Origin of the sequence: Yersinia entomophaga (assembly GCF_001656035.1) — a bacterium.
In the GTDB taxonomy this organism is placed as follows: domain Bacteria; phylum Pseudomonadota; class Gammaproteobacteria; order Enterobacterales; family Enterobacteriaceae; genus Yersinia; species Yersinia entomophaga.
In genome coordinates, this window is the sequence record NZ_CP010029.1 from 3,495,257 (window position 1) to 3,518,453 (window position 23,197).

A 23,197-nucleotide genomic window follows, 5' to 3' on the forward strand; every position below is an offset into this window, starting at 1 on the left:
GGTCATCTCAGCGCGCAAGGGCGAATGAGTTATATAAATCATCTATAGGATCTAGTGTAGGGCATGGGGCAAAGCAGAGTAGTACCACTTTCAGGCAGAGATCGCCGCCGGGCTATGATTGACCGCGTGGTAGGCAGGATGGTGAGCGGTAGCGGCCTGCTGGTGCTACTGACCCTGATGCTAATTTTTGTCTACCTGCTGTATGCGGTGCTGCCGTTATTTAAACCGGCGGCGATTAGCCTGCACGCTCAATTTCCCGTGACCCCCAGCGCCTCCACCTTAAGTATGGGAATGGATTCCCGAGGGGAAAAGCTGTGGCGCATCGATGCTCAGGGCAACGGCGCTTTTATTCGCCTCCAGCCGGAAGGTGAGCAGGCTGAAGGGACGTTACTGGCAACTCAGGTACTTTCCGCTCCTCCTACTTCATTGGGACAGGCTTCGGGATTGCAGGCGTTGGGATTGAGTAACGGTAGCCTGATATTGGTTCGGCCGGATTTTAGCGGCGGCGCTCACTGGCATTTCCCTTTGGGCGATCAGCCGCAGCCGCTGGATGAAAAAGGACGTCCGTTGCGACATATCGCCGTAGCGGAGCCACAATCACAGCAATTCACGCTGGCAGCCAGCACTGATGACGGGCGGGTTTTGCTCGGGAATTTCACTGAAACCGAACGAAAAATCACGCCGCTGCCGGAATCCCCGACGCGGATAGATCAACTGTTGTTAAGTCCCGATGGCCACTGGCTGTACTTACTGTCAGCGACGCAGGTTTATCTTTACCAGTTGGATAATCGCCCCAAACTGCGGGAAATAGTCGCGCTGGATCAGCAGGAGCCGCTGCACTTAGCGCTGTTAGCTGGCGGGAAATCGCTATTGGTACATTCGCCGCAGGGGCGTTTGTCTCAGTGGTTTGACGTGCCACATACCCGGGAGCCTCAGGATAAACCGCCACATCTTACTCGTATTCGCGAGTTCTCTTCGGCAATGGGGCTGCTGAGCGTGGAAGATCACCGCCGGGTTTTTGCCACAGTGACTCCAGCGGGAGAGTTAACGCTATTTTCCAGCATTCAAACCTCTCCTTTATTGCAGGAAAAAGTGGCTAAAGGCATCAGTCATGCCGCATTTTCCCCGTGGGGTAACGCACTATTGCTGGAAAACGGCGCTAACTGGTCTTATTACCGCGTTGATAATGCCTATCCGGATATCACCTGGCGCAGCCTGTGGCAGAAAGTATGGTACGAAAACTACCCGGAACCTGCCTATGTTTGGCAATCTACGTCGGCGAATGATAATTACCAGCCTAAATTCAGCCTGATCCCGATTATCTTTGGCACGCTAAAAGCTGCGGGTTACGCCATGTTATTCGCCGTGCCTTTGGCATTGGCCGGTGCGATTTATACTGCGTATTTTATGCAGTCTGGACTGCGGCGAGTGATTAAACCGGCGATTGAAGTTATGGGAGCATTGCCTACGGTAGTGATTGGTTTGATTGCCGGTATCTGGCTAGCGCCGGTGATTGAGCAATATCTAGCGGGCATTCTCCTATTACCGTTCTTACTGGCGCTGGCTATTCTGCTGTGCGGTTGGAGCAGCGCAAAACTATCTGAGCGAATTAAATGGCGCCTAGCTGCCGGTTGGGATGTTGTGGTGTTGCTGCCGGTTATTTTAGTCACTGGCTGGCTGACTTTGATGCTGGGGCCGCATTTGGCACAGTGGACGCTCGGCTTACCGCTCAATGAATGGCTGGGAGATAATTACGATCAGCGTAATGCGCTGGTGGTCGGCATAGCGATGGGCTTTGCCTTAATTCCCATTATTTTTTCTCTGGCAGAAGACGCGCTGTTTAGCGTGCCGCCGTCCCTGACTCAGGGGTCACTGGCCTTGGGTGCGACGCCGTGGCAAACCGTGGTGAGAGTGGTTCTGCCTTCGGCCTTTGCCGGTATTTTTTCGGCGTTAATGATTGGTTTTGGCCGGGCGGTGGGGGAAACCATGATCGTGTTAATGGCTACCGGTAATACGCCAATTATTGACGGCAGCGTTTTCCAAGGGCTGCGCGCGCTGGCGGCGAATATCGCCATAGAAATGCCGGAGGCGGTAGTGGGCAGCGGCCATTATCGGGTGCTATTCCTTACCGCTCTGGTGCTGTTTATGTTCACTTTTGTGGTTAATACCCTGGCCGAAGCGATACGGCTTCGGCTGCGGGAACGCTATCAAACGGAGCGGGATGCGTGATGAAAAGCTGGTTTAAATCAGGCTCGCCCTGGATCTGGCTGACGGCCGGTTCGGTCAGCATCAGCCTGTTGGCCTTGCTGGGTATCATATTGTTGCTGGCAGGGCAGGGAATGCGTTATTTCTGGCCTGCGCCGGTTTATCAGTTCGAGCTGAAACAAAGCGGTGCCGGGCTGGTCAGCTTGATCGGAGAAATCTATCAGCAGCAGCAGATCACACGGGAACAGCTGGCAACGGCGGGGATTCCTCTAGCGGACGGACGTGATTCTGTGACGCGTTATCTGATTAAAACCGGTAATCGGGAGTTTCAGGGGCACGATTTTCAGACCTTGCTTGACAGCGATATTGTACAGCGGTGCCAGCCGAAAGATTTGCTGGTGCTTAGCCGTTTGAATCACGGTACAGCCTACGGTTTTATGGCCGGGATGCTGGATAACGGGCAGCCGCTGGTGGGGGATAATATTCCGCTGGAGCTGCAAAAACGGATCCCGCAGGTGCAGGCGTTGGTCAGGCAAGGGGATGATATTCAGTTCCGCCAGATGAACATACTTAACCAACAGGTTGAGAATTTGCGTTTGCAGGAGAAACATCTGCAAACCGCCGGTAAGCTGGACGGACGAGCGCAAGATCGCCTACGCGCTGAACGCGGAGAGGTACAGCGTCATTACGATGGATTGGCGACAACTTTGCAGGGCCTGCGCGCGGAACAAAACCGCTATACGCTGTTGCTCAAAGATATGCAGGGTCAGATACACCCGATTTCCCTCAGCCAAATCAGTAAAGCTTGGTATCCCAACAATATGACTTTCTGGCAAAAAGTCAGGCATATGGCGGGGCAGGGACATAAATTTCTGACCGACAGTCCGCGCAATGCCAATAGCGAAGGCGGCGTATTCCCAGCGATTTTTGGCACGGTGCTGATGGTTATATTGATGTCAATTATGGTGATGCCGTTTGGGGTTATCGCCGCGGTTTATCTCCATGAATATGCCAAACGCAATTGGTTAACGCGTACAATCCGCATTGCGGTTGTGAATCTGGCGGGCGTGCCCTCTATTGTTTACGGTGTCTTTGGGCTGGGCTTCTTCGTCTATTTTATCGGCGGTTCGCTGGATAAGTTATTTTATCCGGAGGCATTGCCTAATCCGACCTTTGGCACGCCTGGCGTACTGTGGGCGGCATTAACCTTGGCGTTACTGACACTGCCGGTAGTGATTGTTTCTACCGAAGAAGGGTTATCGCGCATACCTGCCAGCCTGCGTCAGGGGTCACTGGCGCTAGGAGCCAGCAAAGCCGAAACGCTGTGGCATATTGTGTTGCCGATGGCGGCTCCGGCGATGATCACCGGCCTGATTTTGGCCGTGGCTCGTGCGGCGGGGGAAACCGCGCCGCTAATGCTGGTTGGCGTGGTGAAATCCGTACCGGTATTGCCGGTAGACGGTGTATTCCCTTTTCTGCATCTCGAACGAAAATTCATGCATTTGAGTTTCCAGATATACGATATGGCATTCCAAAGTCCGAACGTTGAAGCCGCGCGTCCGCTGGTATTTGCAACGGCGTTACTGCTGGTTGTTATTGTGGTTGGGCTGAATTTAGCCGCGATGGGAATACGCCATCATTTACGTGAAAAATACCGTGGCCTGATGCTGTAATGACATTATTTAACTCGCAGGAAACCTTATGGGACTGATGATACCGGACGCCTTGCCCGTACTGGATGTACGGCACCTGAGCGATGAAAATACCGCGCTGGCGGTAGAGCATCTCAATCTGTTTTATGGTGAAAAACAGGTTTTGCACGATGTTTCTCTGCGTATCCCTAAAAATCGGGTCACTGCGCTTATTGGGCCTTCCGGTTGCGGTAAATCGACGTTATTGCGTTGTTTTAACCGAATGAATGACCTGTTGGAACATTGTCGAATGGACGGCGAAATCAGAATTGGTGCTGAAAATATCATCGGAAAAAAGGTCGATGTTGCGGCGCTGCGCCGTCGTGTGGGTATGGTGTTCCAACGGCCAAATCCTTTCCCTAAATCCATTTATGAGAACGTGGTTTACGGCCTGCGTTTGCAAGGAATTCGCGACAGACGGGTTTTGGATGAAGCTCTGGAGCGTGCTTTACGCGCCGCGGCGTTATGGCACGAGGTGAAAGATCGATTGCGGGAGAATGCTTTCCGTCTTTCCAGCGGCCAGCAACAGCGTTTGGTCATTGCTCGAGCGATTGCCATCGAACCGGAAATTTTACTGTTGGACGAGCCTACTTCGGCGTTGGATCCTATTTCGACCTTGACCATAGAAGAGTTGATTACTTCGTTAAAACAGCACTATACCGTGGTTTTGGTCACTCATAACATGCAGCAGGCGGCGCGGGTTTCGGATTACACTGCGTTTATCCATCAAGGTTGCCTAGTGGAATACAACGATACCGATGGATTATTTACCTCACCGGCCATGCGGCGGACGGAAGATTATATTACCGGACGTTATGGCTAAGATTCGATTGGTTAGGATTATCTGCGCAAAATAACACCGGAGCCCATGGCTCCGGTATAGCGGTTAAGGCGTTTTGATCGCCGGAGTTTTATATTTTGTCAAATATTGGGGTTGGAAAATACACATACGGATAACCGTGCGGTATTCGCCGTTGATAAAGAACTCGTCGATTAACTCGCCTTCGCTTTTAAAGCCCAGCTTGCTGTAAATGTGAATGGCTTTTTCATTTTCTTTATCAACAATCAAATACAGTTTATACAGGTTCAATACGGAGAAACCGTACTCCATTGCCAGTTTGGCTGCGGTGCCTGCATAACCTTGGCCCTGATGGGCGGGATCAATGATGATCTGAAATTCTGCCCGACGGTGAATATGGTTGATTTCCACCAATTCCACCAGCCCGACTTTTGTCCCCTGACTTTCGATAATAAACCGGCGTTCGCTCTGGTCATGGATATGTTTATCGTACAGGTCAGACAGTTCAACAAAAGCCTCGTAAGGCTCCTCAAACCAATAGCGCATAACGCTGGCATTATTATCTAACTGATGAACAAACGGCAGGTCATCCCTTTCCATCGGACGTAGCCTGACGCTGGTAGTGCTAGACATGCGGATTCCTCGAAATAATAAATAAAACAGCGGACGCTGCGAGGGAATTATAACCACATAGGGCGTGGGAGAGGAGATATTCCTTTAGATGTTGGGGTAAGGTTTATCATCAATAATGATTTGAGTCTCTACTGACGGCGTACCGCGATTCGTTCCCGCTCAAACGCGGCTCGCTTGACGAGGAGTGTACGAGAGGCGTTTTCAGACCCCCATTTGCGCGCCAACCTTGCTCGGGAACCGTTATGGCGAGTGAGAATAAACCGAAAGATTTAGCTTTCGCAACCCACACCAATCTTGTCGTGGAAAAGCTCAAATACGTTCTTTAAAGTCAAAATTAGTTCACAGCTGTAATCGGAGCAAGTTCCGGTTGATATTCGATAAGTGAATACCTTGTTCTATGGTTTAAACTGACTCATTGCCTTGAATCAAGCAATAAACCGCTTTCCTGCCATCAGCCATTGATCCTGCTAAGCTTTCAATGATGCTCATCCATTTTTAACTGAAAATGATTGGATAAATACAGCCAGTATTAGCTGATAAATCTTTAAGGGGACAGAGGTGATTAAAGCTTTTTCTCAAGAAATAACCAAAGCGGTAGTTGATCCAGTGGTTGGTATTGGTATTGCGGAGTTGGCGAAAGGGAAGGCGCTGAATAGTTTCGGTACGCGTATCGCAGCGGGTAAAAAGGTGGGATGCCATGCCCATTTTCACGGCGAGGAGTGGTATATCATTCTGGCTGGAGAGGGGCGAATGTACCTGGGGGATGTGGAAAACCAGAAGTTGGTAAACTTAAGAAATCATGATGTTAAGCAAGGGGATATCTTTTGTATACCGCCGGGAACAGCCCATCAGTTACAGGCTGAATCGCAACTGGATTTAATCTTTTTGTGCCCAAATAGCCATCTGGTGACGGATAGAATACTGTTCCCCGATATGTGCTAACCCTTGATTACCGGCGGCCAGAAAACAACATTGGAACGTTGGGATCAAAAAAGGGCCATATCACATGGCCCTTTTAGCATAAAACCGGCAGTAGCTTTTATTCGTCGGCTGCGTAACCCTGTAAGGGCAGCTTTTTACCATCCAACCAGGCGGCGTTCTCACGCATTTCCAATCGTCCTTCGGTAAACCAACTGACCACCAACGGATAGATATTGTGCTCCTGCGCCTGCACTCGCTCAATCACATCATCTTCGCTATCTTCAGAAAAAATGGGCACTTTTGCCTGTAAGATAACCGGCCCGCCGTCCAGTTCCTCGGTCACGAAATGCACCGAAGTGCCGTGTTCCGTATCCCCGTTTTCGATAGCCTGACGGTGAGTGTGCAAACCCGGATACTTAGGCAGCAGCGATGGATGGATATTCAGCATTCGACCAGCGTAATGCTGTACGAATTCCGGGCTAAGGATGCGCATATAGCCAGCTAGCACCAGCAAATCCGGCTGATAGGCATCAATAGCCTGAGCCAGCGCTAAATCAAAGCTGACACGGTCAGGGAAAGTTTTGGCATCTAGCGCATGAGCAGGAATCGCGGCCTGCGTCGCGCGCTCCAGACCGTAAGCCTGCGGATTATTACTGAAAACCGCACAAATCGTACCCGCCAGTCGCCCTTGTTGCTGTGCGTCCATCAGAGCTTGCAGATTGCTGCCTTGACCAGAAACCAAAACCACGATTTTTTTCATAGAAGCTACCGCTATCCGTCTTTTTGTTGATCCGTTACGGATTGATGACAACCTGCTCTGCTGCTTCTGGCAATGCAGCAATCGTACCGATTTTCCATGCTTTTTCGCCGGAAGCGGTCAGCAGTTCAACCGCCTTATCTGCCAGTTCGGCAGGTAAGGCGACAACCATACCCACGCCACAGTTAAAGGTGCGGTACATTTCGTGGCGGCTCACGTTGCCGGCCTGCTGCAACCAGCTGAATACTGCTGGCCATTCCCAACTGGATTCATCGATTACCGCCTGCGTGCCTTCTGGCAGAACCCGTGGGATGTTTTCCCAGAAGCCGCCGCCGGTCAGGTGGGCAATGGCGTGAATCTCCAGTTGCTCGATCAGACTAAGGATAGATTTTACATAGATTTTTGTTGGTTCCAGCAAATGGTCCGCCAGAGATTTGCCTGCCAAGTGCGTTTGCTCAGGATCGGTTTTACTGACTTCCAGAATTTTACGTACCAGAGAGTAGCCGTTGGAATGCGGGCCGCTGGCGCCTAACGCAACCAGTGCGTCGCCGGGAGCCACTTTGCTGCCGTCGATAATTTCGGATTTTTCGACAACGCCAACGCAGAAACCGGCAACGTCGTAATCTTCGCCGTGGTACATGCCCGGCATTTCAGCGGTTTCGCCGCCTACCAGCGCGCAGCCAGACTGTTTACAGCCTTCGGCAATACCGGTAATCACGCTGGCTGCGGTATCCACATCCAGTTTTCCGGTAGCGAAATAATCGAGGAAGAACAGCGGCTCTGCGCCCTGAACGACCAAATCGTTAACGCACATCGCGACTAAATCTATACCAATGGTATCGTGACGTTTCAGGTCCATCGCCAGACGCAGCTTGGTGCCAACGCCGTCGGTGCCTGAAACAAGAATAGGTTCACGGTATTTTTGCGGTAATGCACACAGGGCACCAAATCCACCCAATCCACCCATAACTTCCGGACGACGAGTCTGTTTTACTACGCCTTTAATGCGATCAACAAGGTCGTTGCCGGCATCGATATCTACACCTGCGTCTTTATAGCTGAGAGAGGTTTTGTCGGTCACTGCGAGGTCCCCACGGAGGTTGGCTGTTTGAGCTTTGGAAGAAAACGCGGCAATTCTAACAGTCTAGGCAAACGTTTGCGAGTGGCTTGTGATGGAGTCGTTGTTTTCCATGTTCTAGAATTAAGATCCAGTTTCTATTGATCTGAATCAGGCTATTGGTTGTGGCGTTCAAAAAAAAAGGCGGTATAATCTCGCGATTTTTTTGGCCGTCAACCGCCTTAATAGGAGAAAAATAATGAAGATCGTTGAGGTGAAACACCCGCTGGTAAAACATAAGCTTGGCCTGATGCGTGAAAATGACATCAGCACCAAACGCTTCCGTGAGCTGGCTTCTGAAGTGGGTAGTTTGCTGACCTATGTGGCGACCGCCGATCTGGAAACCGAAAAGGTCACTATTGATGGTTGGAATGGCCCGGTTGAAATTGAACAGATTAAAGGGAAAAAAATTACCGTTGTGCCTATTCTGCGTGCCGGTCTGGGCATGATGGAAGGCGTGCTGGAAAATGTTCCTAGCGCGCGTATCAGCGTTGTCGGCGTGTACCGCGATGAAGAAACCCTGAAGCCGGTTCCTTATTTCCAAAAATTGGTTTCGAACATTGACGAGCGCATGGCGCTGGTGGTTGATCCAATGCTGGCGACCGGTGGTTCTATGATTGCAACCATCGATCTGCTGAAAAAAGCGGGCTGCCAGAGTATTAAAGTATTGGTTCTGGTTGCTGCACCTGAAGGTATTGCTGCACTGGAAGTCGCTCATCCGGACGTTGAGCTATACACCGCTTCCATCGATCAGGGATTGAATGAACAGGGTTATATCATCCCAGGTTTGGGTGATGCCGGTGATAAGATTTTTGGTACTAAATAGTTTTACCAGCCGACTGAGAAGTCGGCTTTTTTTTGCTCCGCAGCCTAAGAATATCAATCACCTAGTCAGAGGATAGAGAAGATGAGCCGTCGCACTATAGGGGTCAGCGAACGTCCGCCGTTATTGCAAACGATTCCCTTGAGTTTTCAACACCTGTTCGCCATGTTTGGTGCCACCGTTTTAGTTCCTATTCTGTTTAAAATTAACCCGGCTACGGTATTGCTGTTTAACGGCGTCGGTACGCTGCTGTATTTATTTATCTGTAAAGGTAAAATTCCGGCCTATCTCGGTTCTAGCTTTGCGTTTATTTCACCGGTATTACTGTTATTGCCATTGGGCTACGAAGTGGCGCTGGGCGGATTTATTATGTGCGGCGTTTTATTTTGCTTGGTTGCAATGATTGTGAAAAAAGCGGGGACTGGCTGGCTGAACGTCTTATTCCCACCGGCGGCGATGGGAGCCATTGTGGCGGTTATCGGGCTTGAACTGGCAGGGGTTGCGGCCGGTATGGCTGGATTGCTGCCAGCGGCAGGCGCGACGGCGGATTCTACGACCATCATTATTTCGATGGTAACCCTGGGTGTGACTATTCTCGGTTCAGTATTGTTCCGCGGCTTTTTTGCCATTATCCCGATTCTGATTGGCGTGCTGGTAGGATACGCGCTGTCGTTCGGCATGGGTGTGGTGGATTTAACGCCCATTCGGGAAGCCCACTGGTTTGCCTTACCGACTTTCTATACTCCGCGTTTTGAGTGGTTTGCCATTTTAACGATCCTACCGGCGGCATTGGTCGTGATCGCCGAGCATATCGGCCATTTGGTCGTGACGGCGAATATTGTTAAAAAAGATTTGATCCGCGATCCTGGTCTGCATCGTTCGATGTTTGCCAACGGTATTTCCACGGTGATCTCCGGTTTCTTCGGCTCTACGCCAAACACCACATACGGTGAGAATATCGGCGTGATGGCCATTACCAAGGTTTACAGCACCTGGGTGATCGGCGGCGCGGCAATTCTGGCAATTATGCTTTCTTGCGTGGGCAAGCTGGCTGCGGCAATTCAGGCGGTGCCTGTTCCAGTGATGGGCGGCGTTTCCCTGCTGCTGTACGGCGTGATTGCCGCATCCGGTATTCGTGTACTGATTGAATCTAAAGTTGACTACAACAAAGCGCAAAACCTGATCCTGACCTCGGTGATCCTGATCATTGGCGTTAGCGGCGCGAAGATAAACATCGGCGCGACCGAGCTAAAAGGTATGGCGTTAGCAACGGTGGTGGGGATTGGCCTGAGTCTGCTGTTTAAAGTCTTTAGCCTGATCCAGAAAGATGAAGAAGTGATTGAATCTGCCGAAGACCAAGCGGCGAAATAGTAGCTAAGTGCCGGTGCCACTGAGGGATTATTCGGTGGTACCGGCCAGTGATATCAGGGAAAGGCGAGATTGATCCCTTTGGCGCTTTTTTCAGGATCTAAATGGTTTTTATGAAGCTTTTGATTTTTGTGGTAAGCTCTCTCGGTTTTCTTGCCCGTTTTGGTTGAGGTGCTTCTGAATACGCCGGCACAGCTTTCACTGCCACTTTATCTTCCCGATGATGAAACTTTTGCGAGTTTTTATCCGGGGGAGAACCCATCCCTATTAGCTGCGATTCAGGCTGCTGTTCATCAGTCTCACGGTAGTTATATCTACTTTTGGTCGCGAGAAGGCGGCGGACGTAGTCATTTACTCCATGCAGCCTGCGCCGAACTATCGCAGCAAGGGGAAGCCGTCGGCTACGTGCCGCTGGATAAGCGCGCCTATTTTGTCCCTGAAGTGCTGGATGGCATGGAACAGTTGGCGCTGGTTTGCATCGATAATATCGAATGTATTGCTGGTGACGATGAGTGGGAAATGGCGATGTTTAATCTGTATAACCGCATTGTTGAAACCGGACGCACTCGTTTGTTGATCACTGGCGATCGGCCACCGCGTCAGCTTAATTTGCGTTTGCCGGATCTGGCTTCTCGCCTGGATTGGGGGCAAATCTATAAGCTTCAGCCGCTCTCTGACGATGAAAAACTCCAGGCGTTGCAACTGCGAGCAAAACTACGTGGATTTGAACTACCGGAAGACGTGGGCCGTTTTCTGTTGAAACGACTGGATAGGGAAATGCGCACTTTGTTTATGACGCTGGATCAGTTGGATCGTGCCTCTATCACTGCTCAGCGTAAGCTGACGATTCCTTTCGTAAAAGATATTCTCGGGCTGTAGCGACTGAACGAGAATGGACCCGAAAGGTGCCCATTCTTGTACTGAATATCGTTACCTATCTCAATGGATTATAAAATCTCAAGCACCTGCTCCGGCGGGCGACCCAGTCGCGCCTTACCCTGATGAATAACGATCGGGCGTTCAATCAGTTTTGGGTTATTCGCCAAGGCTTGCAACAGTTGCGTTTGAGACAGGCTGCTATCGGCCAGATTTAACGTTTTATATAACTCATCTTTGGTACGCATTAGCAGTCGGGCATCGCTGAAACCCAGCTGTTGCAGCAGTTCTGACAACGTTGCAGCGCTTGGCGGCGTATCCAGATACAGCACCACCTGTGGCGTAATGCCTCGTTGTTCCAGCAAAGTCAGAGTCTCACGGCTCTTGGAGCAGCGCGGGTTATGGTAAATCGTGACGTTGTTCATTATTACATTCCTTGAAAAAATCATCCTAAACGCATCAGGATTTCTGGTATTTACGAAAACGTTCGTTCAATTGGCGCAATTGGTCGATGCGAGCATCGTAACGCGCCTGCTTCAGACTGCCCAATTTTACCCGTGCGCTGGCATCGCCAAGTAAGCCAATCGCCTGTGGTAGTTTGCCACTCAGCGCCAGACTTTCTGCCCGCGCAGAGAGTTCTTCATCTCGCAAACCTTGTGCTGCAGAGGCTTGAGCCAGCAAATCCCAGCCGTTGGGATCGTTCGGATGGGCGAAAGTGTAGCGATACAGAATTCGGCTAGCCGCCGCTGGCTGCTCGCCCTGTACGTAAGCATTGGCGAGGTTAAGCTGTAAGACTGGCTCGTTATTTTGGCTGGCAATGGCTTTCTCTAACCGGGCAATCGCCTGCGCGTTTTTATTCTGCCCCAAATCAATGTCGGTCATTAAATCGATAAACCAGATATTGTTTGGCTGTTGGGTCAGCAATGGCTGCAGCACATTACGGGCGCTATCATATTTCTTAGCCTGATAGAACAAGATTGCCTGACCGTATTTGGCCGCGAGCTGTTCCCGCGTGGTGCCTTTGCTTAGCGTGTCCAGCAAATCCGAGCTAAGGCTGTACTCGGTGGAACCATACATCCCCAGAATACGGACTTTGGCAAACAGATAATCCTGTGATGAGGCCACTGGGTGCGGCTTCATTTGGCTGGCGCGGTTACGTGCGTCGGAGAGACGGCTATCCGGCAAGGGGTGAGTCAGCAGCATTTCCGGCGGTTTGGAGGCATAGCGTGATTGATCCGCCAGTTTCTGCATAAAGTTCGGCATGGCCTGCGGATCGAAGCCGGCGCGCTGTAACACCACGATACCGATGCGGTCAGCTTCCTGTTCGTTACCCTGAGTAAAGCTGATGATACCCTGCTGGGTACCCGCCAGCGTGCCGCTCAGCCCTGCCATACCGGCCTGCGGGCTGGCCATGGTCAAAAGTATCGAACCCAGTACGCCCACCCAGGTCAGCGGAGCCATTCGCTGCTGTTCTTCCATCGCACGCGCCAAATGGCGTTGAGTTACATGGGAAATCTCATGGGCCAACACCGATGCGAGTTCGCTTTCGTTATCCGTATAGCGAAACAGCGCCGAGTGGAGCACCACGTTGCCGCCAAAGAAGGCAAAGGCGTTCAGTTGATCATTATTGACGATAAAGAAGTGAAAAGGGGTGCGCACCGAGTTGGCGTTGGCCACCAGTCGGTTTCCCAACTGATTGATATATTGAGTCAGTAGTGGATCGGCGATCAGCGGCGTGCTGGCACGCATCTGGCGGACGTAAAAATCGCCCATCGCCAACTCCTGATTAATACTGAGAGTGCCGCCGGCGGTGGTGCCGATATCCGGTAACAGATCCTGCGGCGTTTCGGCAGAAACGGGCGCGATCCCAGAATAGAGCAGGGTAGTGAGCAATGTGGCGATCACTGTTTTACTTAACAGACGTGTCATAAACGAGACTGCCCCTACTGAGGTAATGACGATTTTGACGCCTGTGATGCGTAAGAGTTCTTCTTCCCTGCTCTGCTCTCCAGTACAATCATCACGAACGCGTGTTGGATCACAAATAAGCGATCAGAAATCTCAAAAGCTCTGTCCTTGGCTTTGTGTCGAGATTGTCTGTTATCTTAGCTAGCTCACCAGCACAATGGAACTTTTGCCTAGCAATATTCTTAGTTTTACTCATTAATGCTCTCCCCTGTGCTTAAAGGGCCGCAAAAGAAACCTGTATTTCGCAGGTTCGTCATGGTTTTCAAGGAGCAATCTCTGATGTTAGAGATGTTATTACAGTGGTATCGCCGACGTTTTACTGACCCACAAGTCATTGCATTGCTGGTTATTTTACTGGCCGGATTCTGCATTCTTTATTTTTTCAGCGGCATTTTAGCTCCGCTGCTGGTGGCTATTGTGTTGGCGTATTTGCTGGAGTGGCCAACGGCTCGTTTGCAACGCATCGGCTGTTCGCGACTGTGGGCGGCCAGTATAGTGCTGATTTTGTTTGGCGGTATCGCCATGCTGTTGGTGTTGGTGGTTGCGCCGACCGCGTGGCAGCAAGGGATTAATCTGATTTCGGATATGCCGAAAATGTTGAATCAATTCAATGCGTACGCTCAGACCCTACCGTCACGCTACCCGGCACTGGTGGATGCTGGCATCGTGGATATGATGGCGGAAAATATGCGCGGTAAGCTTTCCGGCATGGGAGACTCGGTCGTTAAATTCTCGCTGGCTTCGATAGTTGGCCTGCTGACATTGGCTATCTATCTGATTTTAGTGCCGCTGATGCTGTTTTTCCTGCTTAAAGATAAAGAACAGATGCTGAATGCGGTGCGCCGGGTATTGCCACGTAACCGTGGCCTGGCGGGGCAGGTATGGAAAGAGATGAACCAACAGATTACCAATTATATTCGCGGCAAAGTGATGGAAATGGTGATTGTGGGTATTGCTACCTATCTGGTGTTCTTTATCCTGGATATGCGCTACGCGCTGCTGTTATCGGTTTTGGTGGGTTTCTCGGTGCTGATTCCCTATATTGGCGCGGTGATTGTCACTATTCCTGTGGTGCTGGTGGCGCTGTTCCAATGGGGTATCGGTGCCGATTTCTGGACGCTCATCGTGGCCTATCTGGTGGTTCAGGGGCTGGATGGCAACCTGCTGGTGCCAATTTTGTTCTCGGAAGCGGTGAATCTGCATCCGTTGGTCATTATTCTGTCCGTGATTATTTTCGGCGGAATGTGGGGGTTTTGGGGCGTATTCTTCGCGATTCCTTTAGCGACGCTGGTGAAAGCGGTGATTCATGCCTGGCCAGAAGAGTTTATTCCTGACGCTGATTAATGTCGGCGAATACCCAATATTACCCATAAAAAAGAGCGCCTGGGCGCTCTTTTACTTTATCTGAATCCTATTTGTTGGCAGACAAATCAGGCATTTTGCTGTAGGTAAGCCATCACGATATCGTGGTGATTGGTGGTTTTGAAGTTATCGAACACGTGTTCGACCTTACCTTCGCTGTCAATCAGGAAACTGATGCGATGGATGCCGTCATAGGTTTTCCCCATGAAGCTCTTTTCGCCCCACACGCCAAACTGTTCAGCAACCTGATGATCTTCATCAGAAAGCAAAGTGAAGTTCAGCAACTCTTTTTCTGCAAAGCGAGAAAGTTTCTCGGGTTTATCGGTACTGATACCTAGCACTTCTACACCGGCGTTTTTCAATGTATCCATGTTGTCACGCAGGCCACAGGCCTGGACGGTGCAACCCGGCGTCATCGCTTTCGGGTAGAAATAAACCAATACGCGTTGTCCAAGGAAGTCGGCCAAACTAATTTGCTCACCGTCTTGATCGGGCAAACTGAATTTTGGCGCAATATCACCGGCTTTCAATGGGCTCATTACTAACTCTCCATTCGGTCGTCATGCTGTGGGTAGTTCACAACGCTAATACTGCCCTGCGCATTGAGTTCTGTACATAGCTGATGAAAAGCTTGTTCAATAATAGAACTGTTTTGGCTGGCAGGGCTGTGGGCGCTGATCTGAATATGTAGCAAAGGCGAATTATTGCCCTCTGCCGGCTGGGTTTTTGAGACCAGTTCCGCAATGTTCATATTGTGACAATGGAACAGGTTAGTGAATCGCTCAATAATATGTGGGGAATCTTTAACTTCAACCTTTACCCAGACGGTAGCAGGCATGGCTTGCTGATCCTGCGCGTTAGTGCGTTTCATCACAATCAGTAAATCCAGCTCGGCCCCTTTCTGCGGCAAAGTGGACTCAATCAGAGTGATGGCGTTCCAACTACCGGAGAGCAACATGATGAATGTGAACTCTTCACCGAACATCGCCAAGCGGCTATCTTCAATATTACAACCGCAACTGCTCACATGGCGGGTGATAGTGTTTACGATACCTGGGCGGTCTGCACCCAGTGCGGTTATGACCAGATAATGTTCATCAAGCTGCGGCAAAGTCGCTCTTCCTGTGTCGCTCTATGGGGTTACCATGGTAAACATAAAAAAAACCTGCTGCCAAGCGCTTACAACACAGTTGTTTACTTGCTTTTGGATAGAGGTCAAAAGTACCATGAGGAACTTGTTTGTGGAGGAGATGGCCGATGTTTACGGGAAGTATAGTTGCGCTGGTAACGCCGATGGACGACAAAGGTGCTGTCGATCGTGCGAGCCTTAAAAAACTGATTGATTATCATGTGGCCAGTGGAACTGCCGCTATTGTCTCCGTCGGCACGACGGGTGAGTCTGCAACGTTGAATCACGACGAGCATGCGGATGTGGTGATGATGACTTTGGATCTGGCCGATGGCCGTATTCCGGTCATTGCAGGAACCGGCGCAAATGCTACCTCGGAAGCCATTTCTCTTACTAAACGTTTTAACAATACGGGCGTCGTTGGCTGTTTGACCGTTACGCCGTATTATAATCGTCCAATGCAGGAAGGTTTGTTCCAGCATTTTAAAGCTATTGCTGAAAGTACCGATTTGCCGCAGATTCTCTATAATGTGCCTTCGCGTACCGGTTGCGATATGTTGCCGGAAACGGTTGCACGTTTAGCTAAAATTAAGAATATTGTTGCGATAAAAGAAGCCACGGGGAACTTATCGCGGGTAAGTCAGATCCAAGTGCTGGTTGATGATGAAGATTTCATCCTGCTAGGCGGCGACGATGCCAGTGGGCTGGACTTTATGCAACTGGGTGGTAAAGGCGTTATCTCGGTGACTGCGAACGTAGCAGCCCGTGAAATGGCACAGCTTTGTGCCCTGGCGGCCGCAGGCGATTTCGCTGAAGCACGCCGTTTAAATCAACGCTTGATGCCGTTGCATCAGCATTTATTTGTAGAAGCAAATCCAATTCCGGTGAAATGGGCCTGTAAGGCGCTGGGGTTGATGGCAAATGACACTCTGCGTCTGCCGATGACGCCGCTGACTGACCCTGCCAAGCTGGTAGTGGAAAAAGCGTTGAAAAGCGCCGGTTTGCTGTAACTCTTAGGGAAATTTGATGGCAATATCATTGCAAAAGTCGATGGTGGCAAAGGTTGTGGGTGTTTCGTTGGTCATGCTGCTGGCAGCTTGTACAACGGATCAACGCTATAAACGTCAGGTTAGCGGAGATGAAGCCTATCTCGATGCGCCGGCGCTCAAGCCGCTTAACGCACCTGCTGGTATGATTCTGCCGTTGCAAAACGGTGATTTTGATATTCGTGAAGTTCGTTCTACTGGCAACGTCGGCAAGGCTCTGGACATTCGTCCTCCGGTGCAGCCGTTGGCGCTGTTGAGCGGTTCGCGCACGGAATATACTAGCGATACCAGCAAGCTGTTGTTAGAAAGTAGCCCGCAGAATCGTAACCTTTGGAGCCAGGTCACCCGCGTGATTCAGGATAAGAATCTGCCGGTTGCCAGCCGTCAGGATGCGAATCAAACGCTGACTACCGACTGGATCAAGTGGAGCCGCGGCGATGAAGACGTGCAGTTCGAAGGCCGCTATCAGGTGAGCGTCGTAGAGCAGGGTTATCAGTTGTCGCTGGTGGTGAAATCACTGGAACTGCAGCAGGGGGGGAAACCCGTCACCGAATATAGCGCTATTCAGCGTTATAACGGCGCAATGCTGAACACCATTATTGAAGGTCTGGATAAAGTCCGTACCGACGCTGAAAACAATCAGGCCGCTCGCAAAGTGGGTTCTCTGGATGTTCAAAGCGGCAGTGACGATACCGGCTTGCCGAACCTGATCGTCCGTGTACCTTACGCCACGCTGTGGGAACGTCTACCAGCTGCGCTGGAGAAAATGGGCATGAAAGTGAGCGACCGCAGCCGTCCACAGGGTACCGTGGCCGTGACCTACAAATCTATGAGCAGCAGTAGCTGGGATGCGTTGGGTGCGAAAGATCCGGAGCTGAAAGAAGGCGATTACAAACTTCAGGTCGGCGATCTTGATAACCGCAGCAGCTTGCAGTTTATTGATCCTAAGGGCCATACCTTAAGCCAATCGCAGAACGATGCGTTGGTGGCGGTGTTGCAGGCCGCGTTCAGCCAGACGAGCGCAAACTAAACAAAGGGGCTTCGGCCCCTTTTGTCTTTGTGTTTATTAGCTATATCGGGCGGTGCTGGAACGATGCGGCGCGGCTCTGTAGGTAAAGTTAATTTTGTTAACATTCGTTTTGTTAATGCCAGTTTTGTCAACATAGTCATTCTTTATCAAAGATTGTCACACTATTGGAGTAATAAGATGCAAAAGCTAGCTGAGTTGTATCGTGGGAAGGCGAAGACCGTCTATACCACCGAAAATCCTGACCTGTTGGTACTGGAGTTCCGTAACGATACGTCAGCACTGGATGGTCAGCGCATTGAGCAGTTCGATCGTAAAGGCATGGTCAACAACAAGTTTAACCATTTCATTATGACCAAACTGCAAGAAGCCGGTATCCCGACCCAAATGGAGCGCCTGCTTTCTGATACCGAAGTGTTGGTGAAAAAGTTGGATATGATTCCCGTAGAATGCGTGATTCGTAACCGTGCCGCCGGTTCTTTGGTTAAGCGTCTGGGCATTGAAGAAGGTCTGGAACTGAACCCGCCGCTGTATGATTTGTTTCTGAAAAACGATGCCATGCATGACCCAATGGTCAATGAATCTTACTGTGCAACCTTTGGCTGGGCTAGCGAAGCGCATTTGGCTCGTATGAAAGAATTGAGCTACAAAGCGAACGACGTACTGAGCAAAATCTTTGACGACGCCGGTCTGATTTTGGTGGACTTCAAACTTGAGTTCGGTTTGTTCAACGGCGAAGTGGTGTTGGGCGACGAGTTCTCTCCGGATGGCAGCCGCCTGTGGGACAAGAAAACCCTGAATAAGATGGACAAAGACCGTTACCGTCAAAGTCTGGGTGGTTTGATTGAAGCCTACGAGGAAGTTGCGCACCGTATCGGCGTTAAATTAGACTAACCGCGCAATCGATTACGTTGTTTTTCCAATCTCGTTAATCAGGGGAGAGCGTTCGTTTCTCCCCTCTATTTCTGTGTTTTTGATTAAAATCCTGCCATTTCTTTCTTACGACACTATTTTTAATGGTATTCATCCATATGATTTTCTACGATGAGTGGAAAGTCTGTTCTGGAGTAAAGCTATGCGTTGGCAAGGTCGTCGTGAAAGTGACAATGTGGAAGATCGTCGGGGAGCTTCATCTGGTGGCGGCGGTGGTTTTCGCCCACCGATTGGAGGCAGGGGCGGGCTGGTAATCCTGATTGTGGTGCTGGTAGCCGGTTATTACGGTGTGGATCTCACGCCGTTGCTCAACGGCAGCGATCCGACGCAGCAAACCAACCAGCAATCCAGTGCGCCAATTAGCCCGAAAGATGAGCAAATGGCCAAGTTTACCAAGGTTGTGCTGGCCGATACCGAAGATACCTGGAAACCTATTTTCCAGAAGATGGGCAAAACCTATCAGGATCCGAAACTGGTGATGTATCGCGGCGCAACGCGTACCGGTTGCGGTACTGGGCAATCGGTTATGGGGCCATTCTATTGCCCGGCGGACAGCACCGTATATATCGACTTATCGTTCTACGAAGAGATGAAAAATAAGCTGGGTGCTGGCGGTGATTTTGCTCAGGCTTATGTTATTGCTCATGAAGTAGGGCATCACGTTCAACATTTGTTAGGGATTGATGCCAAAGTACGCCAGCAACAGCAGGGAGCCTCTCAGGTTGAAGCTAACCGCCTTTCCGTGAAGATGGAACTCCAGGCCGATTGTTTTGCCGGCGTGTGGGGCAAAGCGATGGATGAGCAACAGGTACTGGAAGAGGGTGATTTACAGGAAGCTCTCAATGCTGCGCAGGCCATCGGCGACGATCGTCTTCAGCAAAAGAGTCAGGGGCGAGTTGTGCCGGATAGCTTTACCCACGGCACATCCCAGCAACGTTACACTTGGTTCAAGCGCGGTTTTGACAGCGGTGACCCAAACAGTTGTAACACTTTCGCCAGCCGCTAAAATACTTCATCGCTGCGTGACAGCATGATTCTCCGATCCTTGCCGGCGCATTAGCGACCGGCATTTGTTTTTTGAATATTTTACTTTTTGACTACATTGCACTTTGACTAAAAGGTAGGGATGACCATGGCTACACTCGATCCTACATTGCTAATCCTGCTGGGATTGGCTGCGTTGGGTATTATCAGTCACAACATGACGGTAACGCTGGCGATTTTAACCTTGCTGGCCATCCGTATTACGCCGTTGAACCAGTATTTTCCGCTAGTGGAAAAATACGGTTTAACCATAGGGATACTGATTCTGACTATTGGTGTGATGACGCCTATCGCCAGCGGACGAATTAGCGCCAGCGAGGTACTTAACTCCTTTGTTCACTGGAAATCGATTCTGGCGATAGCTGTCGGTATCGGAGTGTCCTGGCTGGGTGGGCGCGGGGTGTCTTTGATGACGCATCAGCCTTCGGTAGTCGCCGGACTATTAGTCGGCACAGTATTGGGCGTAGCGCTGTTTAAAGGTGTGCCGGTTGGCCCGTTAATCGCCGCTGGCTTGCTGTCACTGGTTATCGGTAAACAATAACGTGATTGACACTCTGGTTGCCTTACAGCCGCAGATGGTGCAGCAGGGCATACGCCGTTTGGTGGTATTGAGCGGTTGCGCTGACTGGAGCCGCCAACAGGCGAAAGCGCTGTATCAGCGATTAGGCAGTGGCGTTTGGCTGGCTGAACAGGGGCCGGATTCCGCTGAAATGATTGCTCCATTATCGGCAAAAACCTTATTGGGACAGGAGCGCCTGCACGGCTTTTTCGATGCTACCCAAGGGTTGAATATCGATGCGTTGGCGATTTTGGCTGGAACGTTGCAGGCGGGAAGCTGGTTGGTTTTGCTGGTGCCAGAGTGGGAAAACTGGCCAATGCAGCCGGATGAAGACAGCCTGCGCTGGAGCGAGCTTACGCAGCCGATTGCCACGCCGAATTTCATTCGTCATTTGCAACGGCATATGTTGGCTGATGCGGAAACCATAGTGTGGCGGCAACATCAGGTGGCTCAACCGCCGCAGTTTGCCAAGCGTGCAACCTGGCAACCGGCAACGGGCGCGCCTACTCAAGAGCAGCGGGCGATTTTGTATGCGCTGTTGCGTTCTGAGGCTGATATTTGGGTTGTGACCGCGCCTCGTGGCCGTGGCAAATCGACGCTGGCTGGAATGCTGGTAAACCAGTGGCCAGGTGCCTGTTGGGTTACGGGGCCGACTCGGTCAGCCACTGAAATACTCAATCACTGCGGCGATAGAAAAGCACAATTCTGGGCTCCGGATGCATTATTGCAACACCTTGAAACTGAAGCCAATCATGACGCAGACTGGCTGATTGTCGATGAGGCCGCTGCGATCCCGACGCCGCAGCTATCCGCCATGTTAGTTCATTTCCCACGTGTATTATTGATCAGTACCGTACAGGGTTATGAAGGTACTGGACGTGGATTTTTGCTGAAGTTCTGCGCGTCGTTACCTCACTGGCAAGGTTTCACTTTAAAAGATCCTATTCGTTGGGCAAATAACGATCCGTTAGAAAATTGTTTGGACCGCGCGTTGCTGTTTACCGATCCGATCGCCACTGACTCAGCCGGTTTGGTAACGATCCGTCGTTGCCAGCAGCAGGATTGGCTCAACGATCCCGATCTTTTAGCCGAGTTTTATGGTTTGTTATGTAGCGCTCATTACCGAACTTCTCCGCTGGATTTACGACGTTTGATGGACGCGCCGGGAATGCATTTTTCCGCTGCGGTGAGTGCTGGGCAGGTGATTGGCGCGTTATGGTTGGTGGATGAAGGTGGATTAACGGCGGAATTAGCTTGGGAAGTTTGGGCGGGACGGCGTAGGCCGCGAGGCAGCTTGGTAGCGCAGTCTCTGGCGGCTCACGGAGGACTGTGGTGGGCGCCGACGCTGCGTTCTCGTCGGGTGAGTCGGGTTGCAGTGCTGGCGCAACGGCGGCGTGAGGGCATTGCGCGACAAATTATCGCTGAAGAAACTCGGCGGGCAAAAGATCAAGGTGTGGATTTTCTCTCCGTCAGTTTTGGTTTTACCGAGGATTTATGGCAATTCTGGCAGTCCTGCGGTTTTGAACTGGTGAGAATCGGTAGCCATAAAGAGGCAAGCAGCGGTTGCTACGCAGCAATGGGAATTTTACCGTTAACATCTGACGCGGTAGCACTATGTTTGGCGGCAAAGGAGCAACTGGCTCGCGACTGGCGCTGGTTGCGTCGTTGGATAGATTTGACGTTGCCTTTCCCCGATTGCGCAGATACGGCTCTCGATGAAAATGACTGGCAGGAACTGGCTGGATTTGCCTTTGGTTTCCGCCCGATAGAAGCCAGTCTGGCGGCGTTGAACCGATTGTTACTGCACAGTATTTTGCCGCTACCGGCATTGCGACAATATTTACAGGAAGGGGTGTCTACTGCGGAGATTAGCCAAAACCTGAAACTTAGCGGACGAAAAGCGCTGGTTGCCCGTTGGCGGGAAGAAACTGCGCTTGGATTGAGTGAATGGGATGTGGCGTTGACGGGTCGGTGGCAGGAAAGGGTAAAGGGGGAGTAGGTTTTGATCTTAGTCCGGCGAGCCAGAGCTAGATTCACCTGCGGGCGTTATCAGAGCGCCATGCCATTCCCATCATTGCAATAAATGGAATAACTCATTCAAGAAAACCCGATATTCATCTCGTCGCAGCGGCGTATAGTATTTCTATCGCTACCTGAATACAGGGGCACCTTTTCGGCTCCGTAGAGCCAGTATTTATTGAATTAAGGAGTATCCTATGAACCACGAGCATTTCGTTGTACAAAGCCCCGCGACACCGGCTGAGCAGCTGATTTTGCTCTTTCACGGTGTAGGAGATAATCCAGTCAATATGGGGCAGATCGGCAGCTATTTTGCTAAAGAATTCCCGCAGGCGCTGGTGGTCAGTATCGGCGGACCTTTCGCCAGCGGCCTGGTTAATGGACGCCAATGGTTTTCCGTGCAGGGTATAACGGAAGATAACCGGCAGGCACGTATTGATGAAGTTTTACCGCAGTTTGTCGCGGTGGTACGCCACTGGCAGCAACAAAGCGGACTGGGCGCGCAGGCCACGGCGCTGGTCGGTTTTTCTCAAGGGTCAATTATGTCCCTCGAAGCGGTTAAAGCGGAACCTCAACTGGCTGGGAGAGTAGTGGCATTTAGTGGACGTTTTGCTACCTTGCCGGAGCAGGCGCCAAAAGATACGGTTATCCATCTGATTCACGGCGAAGATGACAATGTTATCAACGTTGAACAAAGTAAAGCGGCGGCGACTCGTTTAGCCACTTTAGGCGCAGATGTCACGCTAGATTTGGAGGAAGATAATGGCCATGCGATTAATCAGGGCATGATGGATTCCGCACTGGAACGCCTGCGTTACTATGTGCCCCAGCATTATTGGGATGAGGCTTTGTCCGGTAAACGCGGTGAACTCATCGCTTTCCGATAAGCTGCCAAAAAAATAGGGCAAGCGTCTGAGAAT

The 23,197-nt window shown here is 50.9% G+C and carries 22 protein-coding genes; 15 read left to right on the forward strand and 7 right to left on the reverse strand.

From position 1 onward, the window contains the following. Positions 1 to 63: 63 nt before the first annotated feature. From PL78_RS15725 to pstB, 3 genes are read left to right on the forward strand one after another with little or no spacing between them, the layout of a single operon-like run. Positions 64 to 2,229, forward strand: coding sequence for an ABC transporter permease subunit (locus tag PL78_RS15725; RefSeq protein ID WP_064516925.1), 2,166 nt, complete (start codon positions 64 to 66; stop codon positions 2,227 to 2,229). Further along, the gene (pstA, locus tag PL78_RS15730) at positions 2,229 to 3,878 is read left to right on the forward strand and encodes a phosphate ABC transporter permease PstA (RefSeq protein ID WP_064516927.1); all 1,650 of its coding nucleotides are present in this window, start codon (positions 2,229 to 2,231) and stop codon (positions 3,876 to 3,878) included. Before PL78_RS15725 ends, pstA begins: the two co-directional genes overlap by 1 nt. 28 nt (positions 3,879 to 3,906) lie before the next feature. Further along, positions 3,907 to 4,719, forward strand: coding sequence for a phosphate ABC transporter ATP-binding protein PstB (gene pstB / locus PL78_RS15735; protein ID WP_064516929.1), 813 nt, complete (start codon positions 3,907 to 3,909; stop codon positions 4,717 to 4,719). A gap of 63 nt (positions 4,720 to 4,782) precedes the next feature. On the opposite strand, the gene speG is transcribed toward pstB, so the two are convergent. After that, positions 4,783 to 5,328: a spermidine N1-acetyltransferase gene (speG, locus tag PL78_RS15740; protein ID WP_064516931.1), complete on the reverse strand. Its 546-nt coding sequence runs from the start codon at positions 5,326 to 5,328 to the stop codon at positions 4,783 to 4,785. A gap of 558 nt (positions 5,329 to 5,886) precedes the next feature. On the opposite strand from speG, the gene PL78_RS15745 reads away from it, so the two are divergent. Then, positions 5,887 to 6,270, forward strand: coding sequence for a cupin domain-containing protein (locus PL78_RS15745; protein ID WP_064516933.1), 384 nt, complete (start codon positions 5,887 to 5,889; stop codon positions 6,268 to 6,270). 97 nt (positions 6,271 to 6,367) lie between these two features. Here the strand turns inward: PL78_RS15745 and purN are convergent, their stop codons facing one another. Together purN and purM are read right to left on the reverse strand one after the other, a co-directional pair. After that, positions 6,368 to 7,009: a phosphoribosylglycinamide formyltransferase gene (gene purN, locus PL78_RS15750; RefSeq protein ID WP_064516934.1), complete on the reverse strand. Its 642-nt coding sequence runs from the start codon at positions 7,007 to 7,009 to the stop codon at positions 6,368 to 6,370. A gap of 34 nt (positions 7,010 to 7,043) precedes the next feature. Continuing rightward, a complete protein-coding gene (purM, locus tag PL78_RS15755; protein ID WP_064516936.1) occupies positions 7,044 to 8,087 on the reverse strand; it encodes a phosphoribosylformylglycinamidine cyclo-ligase in 1,044 nt (347 codons plus the stop codon). Positions 8,088 to 8,322: 235 nt separating this feature from the next. Here purM and upp point away from each other — a divergent pair, with 235 nt between their 5' ends. The 3 genes from upp to hda all read left to right on the forward strand — a co-directional run bounded on the left by upp (position 8,323) and on the right by hda (position 11,193). After that, positions 8,323 to 8,949, forward strand: coding sequence for a uracil phosphoribosyltransferase (gene upp, locus PL78_RS15760; protein WP_064516938.1), 627 nt, complete (start codon positions 8,323 to 8,325; stop codon positions 8,947 to 8,949). Positions 8,950 to 9,030: 81 nt separating this feature from the next. Further along, complete coding sequence (gene uraA / locus PL78_RS15765; RefSeq protein ID WP_064516940.1) at positions 9,031 to 10,317, forward strand: uracil permease; 1,287 nt, start codon at positions 9,031 to 9,033, stop codon at positions 10,315 to 10,317. Between the two features lie 168 nt (positions 10,318 to 10,485). Further along, entirely contained in the window at positions 10,486 to 11,193 is a 708-nt protein-coding gene (gene hda / locus PL78_RS15770) for a DnaA inactivator Hda (protein ID WP_049597169.1), read from the forward strand. A gap of 68 nt (positions 11,194 to 11,261) precedes the next feature. Here hda and arsC read toward each other — a convergent pair whose 3' ends face one another. Next, on the reverse strand, positions 11,262 to 11,615 hold the full coding sequence (gene arsC / locus PL78_RS15775) for an arsenate reductase (glutaredoxin) (RefSeq protein ID WP_064516942.1): 354 nt from the start codon (positions 11,613 to 11,615) through the stop codon (positions 11,262 to 11,264). A gap of 34 nt (positions 11,616 to 11,649) precedes the next feature. Next, positions 11,650 to 13,119: a beta-barrel assembly-enhancing protease gene (gene bepA, locus PL78_RS15780; RefSeq protein ID WP_064516944.1), complete on the reverse strand. Its 1,470-nt coding sequence runs from the start codon at positions 13,117 to 13,119 to the stop codon at positions 11,650 to 11,652. A 318-nt stretch (positions 13,120 to 13,437) separates the two neighbouring features. Here bepA and PL78_RS15785 point away from each other — a divergent pair, with 318 nt between their 5' ends. Beyond that, on the forward strand, positions 13,438 to 14,502 hold the full coding sequence (locus PL78_RS15785; protein WP_064516946.1) for an AI-2E family transporter: 1,065 nt from the start codon (positions 13,438 to 13,440) through the stop codon (positions 14,500 to 14,502). 86 nt (positions 14,503 to 14,588) lie between these two features. Here PL78_RS15785 and bcp read toward each other — a convergent pair whose 3' ends face one another. Together bcp and PL78_RS15795 are read right to left on the reverse strand one after the other, a co-directional pair. Then, a complete protein-coding gene (gene bcp, locus PL78_RS15790) occupies positions 14,589 to 15,059 on the reverse strand; it encodes a thioredoxin-dependent thiol peroxidase (protein WP_064516948.1) in 471 nt (156 codons plus the stop codon). Positions 15,060 to 15,061: 2 nt separating this feature from the next. Then, positions 15,062 to 15,631, reverse strand: coding sequence for a glycine cleavage system transcriptional repressor (locus PL78_RS15795; RefSeq protein ID WP_064516950.1), 570 nt, complete (start codon positions 15,629 to 15,631; stop codon positions 15,062 to 15,064). 146 nt (positions 15,632 to 15,777) lie between these two features. Between PL78_RS15795 and dapA the strand changes: the two genes are divergently transcribed. From dapA to ypfH, 7 genes are all read left to right on the forward strand, one after another. Continuing rightward, positions 15,778 to 16,659, forward strand: coding sequence for a 4-hydroxy-tetrahydrodipicolinate synthase (gene dapA / locus PL78_RS15800; protein WP_049596881.1), 882 nt, complete (start codon positions 15,778 to 15,780; stop codon positions 16,657 to 16,659). 16 nt (positions 16,660 to 16,675) lie between these two features. Continuing rightward, a complete protein-coding gene (gene bamC, locus PL78_RS15805; RefSeq protein ID WP_064516952.1) occupies positions 16,676 to 17,725 on the forward strand; it encodes an outer membrane protein assembly factor BamC in 1,050 nt (349 codons plus the stop codon). A gap of 177 nt (positions 17,726 to 17,902) precedes the next feature. After that, a complete protein-coding gene (gene purC, locus PL78_RS15810; protein WP_064516954.1) occupies positions 17,903 to 18,616 on the forward strand; it encodes a phosphoribosylaminoimidazolesuccinocarboxamide synthase in 714 nt (237 codons plus the stop codon). A gap of 181 nt (positions 18,617 to 18,797) precedes the next feature. After that, positions 18,798 to 19,661 (forward strand): KPN_02809 family neutral zinc metallopeptidase, encoded by an 864-nt coding sequence (gene ypfJ / locus PL78_RS15815; RefSeq protein ID WP_064516956.1) that lies wholly within the window; start codon positions 18,798 to 18,800, stop codon positions 19,659 to 19,661. 126 nt (positions 19,662 to 19,787) lie between these two features. Beyond that, positions 19,788 to 20,240: a DUF441 domain-containing protein gene (locus PL78_RS15820; RefSeq protein ID WP_064518484.1), complete on the forward strand. Its 453-nt coding sequence runs from the start codon at positions 19,788 to 19,790 to the stop codon at positions 20,238 to 20,240. 1 nt (position 20,241) lies between these two features. Next, entirely contained in the window at positions 20,242 to 22,257 is a 2,016-nt protein-coding gene (locus PL78_RS15825; protein WP_064516958.1) for a tRNA(Met) cytidine acetyltransferase TmcA, read from the forward strand. Between the two features lie 217 nt (positions 22,258 to 22,474). After that, on the forward strand, positions 22,475 to 23,164 hold the full coding sequence (gene ypfH, locus PL78_RS15830; protein ID WP_064516960.1) for an esterase: 690 nt from the start codon (positions 22,475 to 22,477) through the stop codon (positions 23,162 to 23,164). Positions 23,165 to 23,197: the final 33 nt, after the last annotated feature.

What these genes read in the sequence shown, in the direction of transcription:
- PL78_RS15725 (WP_064516925.1), top strand. Translation starts at nt 64, where the DNA reads ATGGGGCAAAGCAGAGTAGTACCACTTTCAGGCAGAGATCGCCGCCGG.
- pstA (WP_064516927.1), top strand. Translation starts at nt 2,229, where the DNA reads ATGAAAAGCTGGTTTAAATCAGGCTCGCCCTGGATCTGGCTGACGGCC.
- pstB (WP_064516929.1), top strand. Translation starts at nt 3,907, where the DNA reads ATGGGACTGATGATACCGGACGCCTTGCCCGTACTGGATGTACGGCAC.
- speG (WP_064516931.1), bottom strand. Translation starts at nt 5,328, where the DNA reads ATGTCTAGCACTACCAGCGTCAGGCTACGTCCGATGGAAAGGGATGAC.
- purN (WP_064516934.1), bottom strand. Translation starts at nt 7,009, where the DNA reads ATGAAAAAAATCGTGGTTTTGGTTTCTGGTCAAGGCAGCAATCTGCAA.
- upp (WP_064516938.1), top strand. Translation starts at nt 8,323, where the DNA reads ATGAAGATCGTTGAGGTGAAACACCCGCTGGTAAAACATAAGCTTGGC.
- uraA (WP_064516940.1), top strand. Translation starts at nt 9,031, where the DNA reads ATGAGCCGTCGCACTATAGGGGTCAGCGAACGTCCGCCGTTATTGCAA.
- arsC (WP_064516942.1), bottom strand. Translation starts at nt 11,615, where the DNA reads ATGAACAACGTCACGATTTACCATAACCCGCGCTGCTCCAAGAGCCGT.
- bepA (WP_064516944.1), bottom strand. Translation starts at nt 13,119, where the DNA reads ATGACACGTCTGTTAAGTAAAACAGTGATCGCCACATTGCTCACTACC.
- PL78_RS15785 (WP_064516946.1), top strand. Translation starts at nt 13,438, where the DNA reads ATGTTAGAGATGTTATTACAGTGGTATCGCCGACGTTTTACTGACCCA.
- bcp (WP_064516948.1), bottom strand. Translation starts at nt 15,059, where the DNA reads ATGAGCCCATTGAAAGCCGGTGATATTGCGCCAAAATTCAGTTTGCCC.
- dapA (WP_049596881.1), top strand. Translation starts at nt 15,778, where the DNA reads ATGTTTACGGGAAGTATAGTTGCGCTGGTAACGCCGATGGACGACAAA.
- bamC (WP_064516952.1), top strand. Translation starts at nt 16,676, where the DNA reads ATGGCAATATCATTGCAAAAGTCGATGGTGGCAAAGGTTGTGGGTGTT.
- purC (WP_064516954.1), top strand. Translation starts at nt 17,903, where the DNA reads ATGCAAAAGCTAGCTGAGTTGTATCGTGGGAAGGCGAAGACCGTCTAT.
- ypfJ (WP_064516956.1), top strand. Translation starts at nt 18,798, where the DNA reads ATGCGTTGGCAAGGTCGTCGTGAAAGTGACAATGTGGAAGATCGTCGG.
- PL78_RS15820 (WP_064518484.1), top strand. Translation starts at nt 19,788, where the DNA reads ATGGCTACACTCGATCCTACATTGCTAATCCTGCTGGGATTGGCTGCG.
- ypfH (WP_064516960.1), top strand. Translation starts at nt 22,475, where the DNA reads ATGAACCACGAGCATTTCGTTGTACAAAGCCCCGCGACACCGGCTGAG.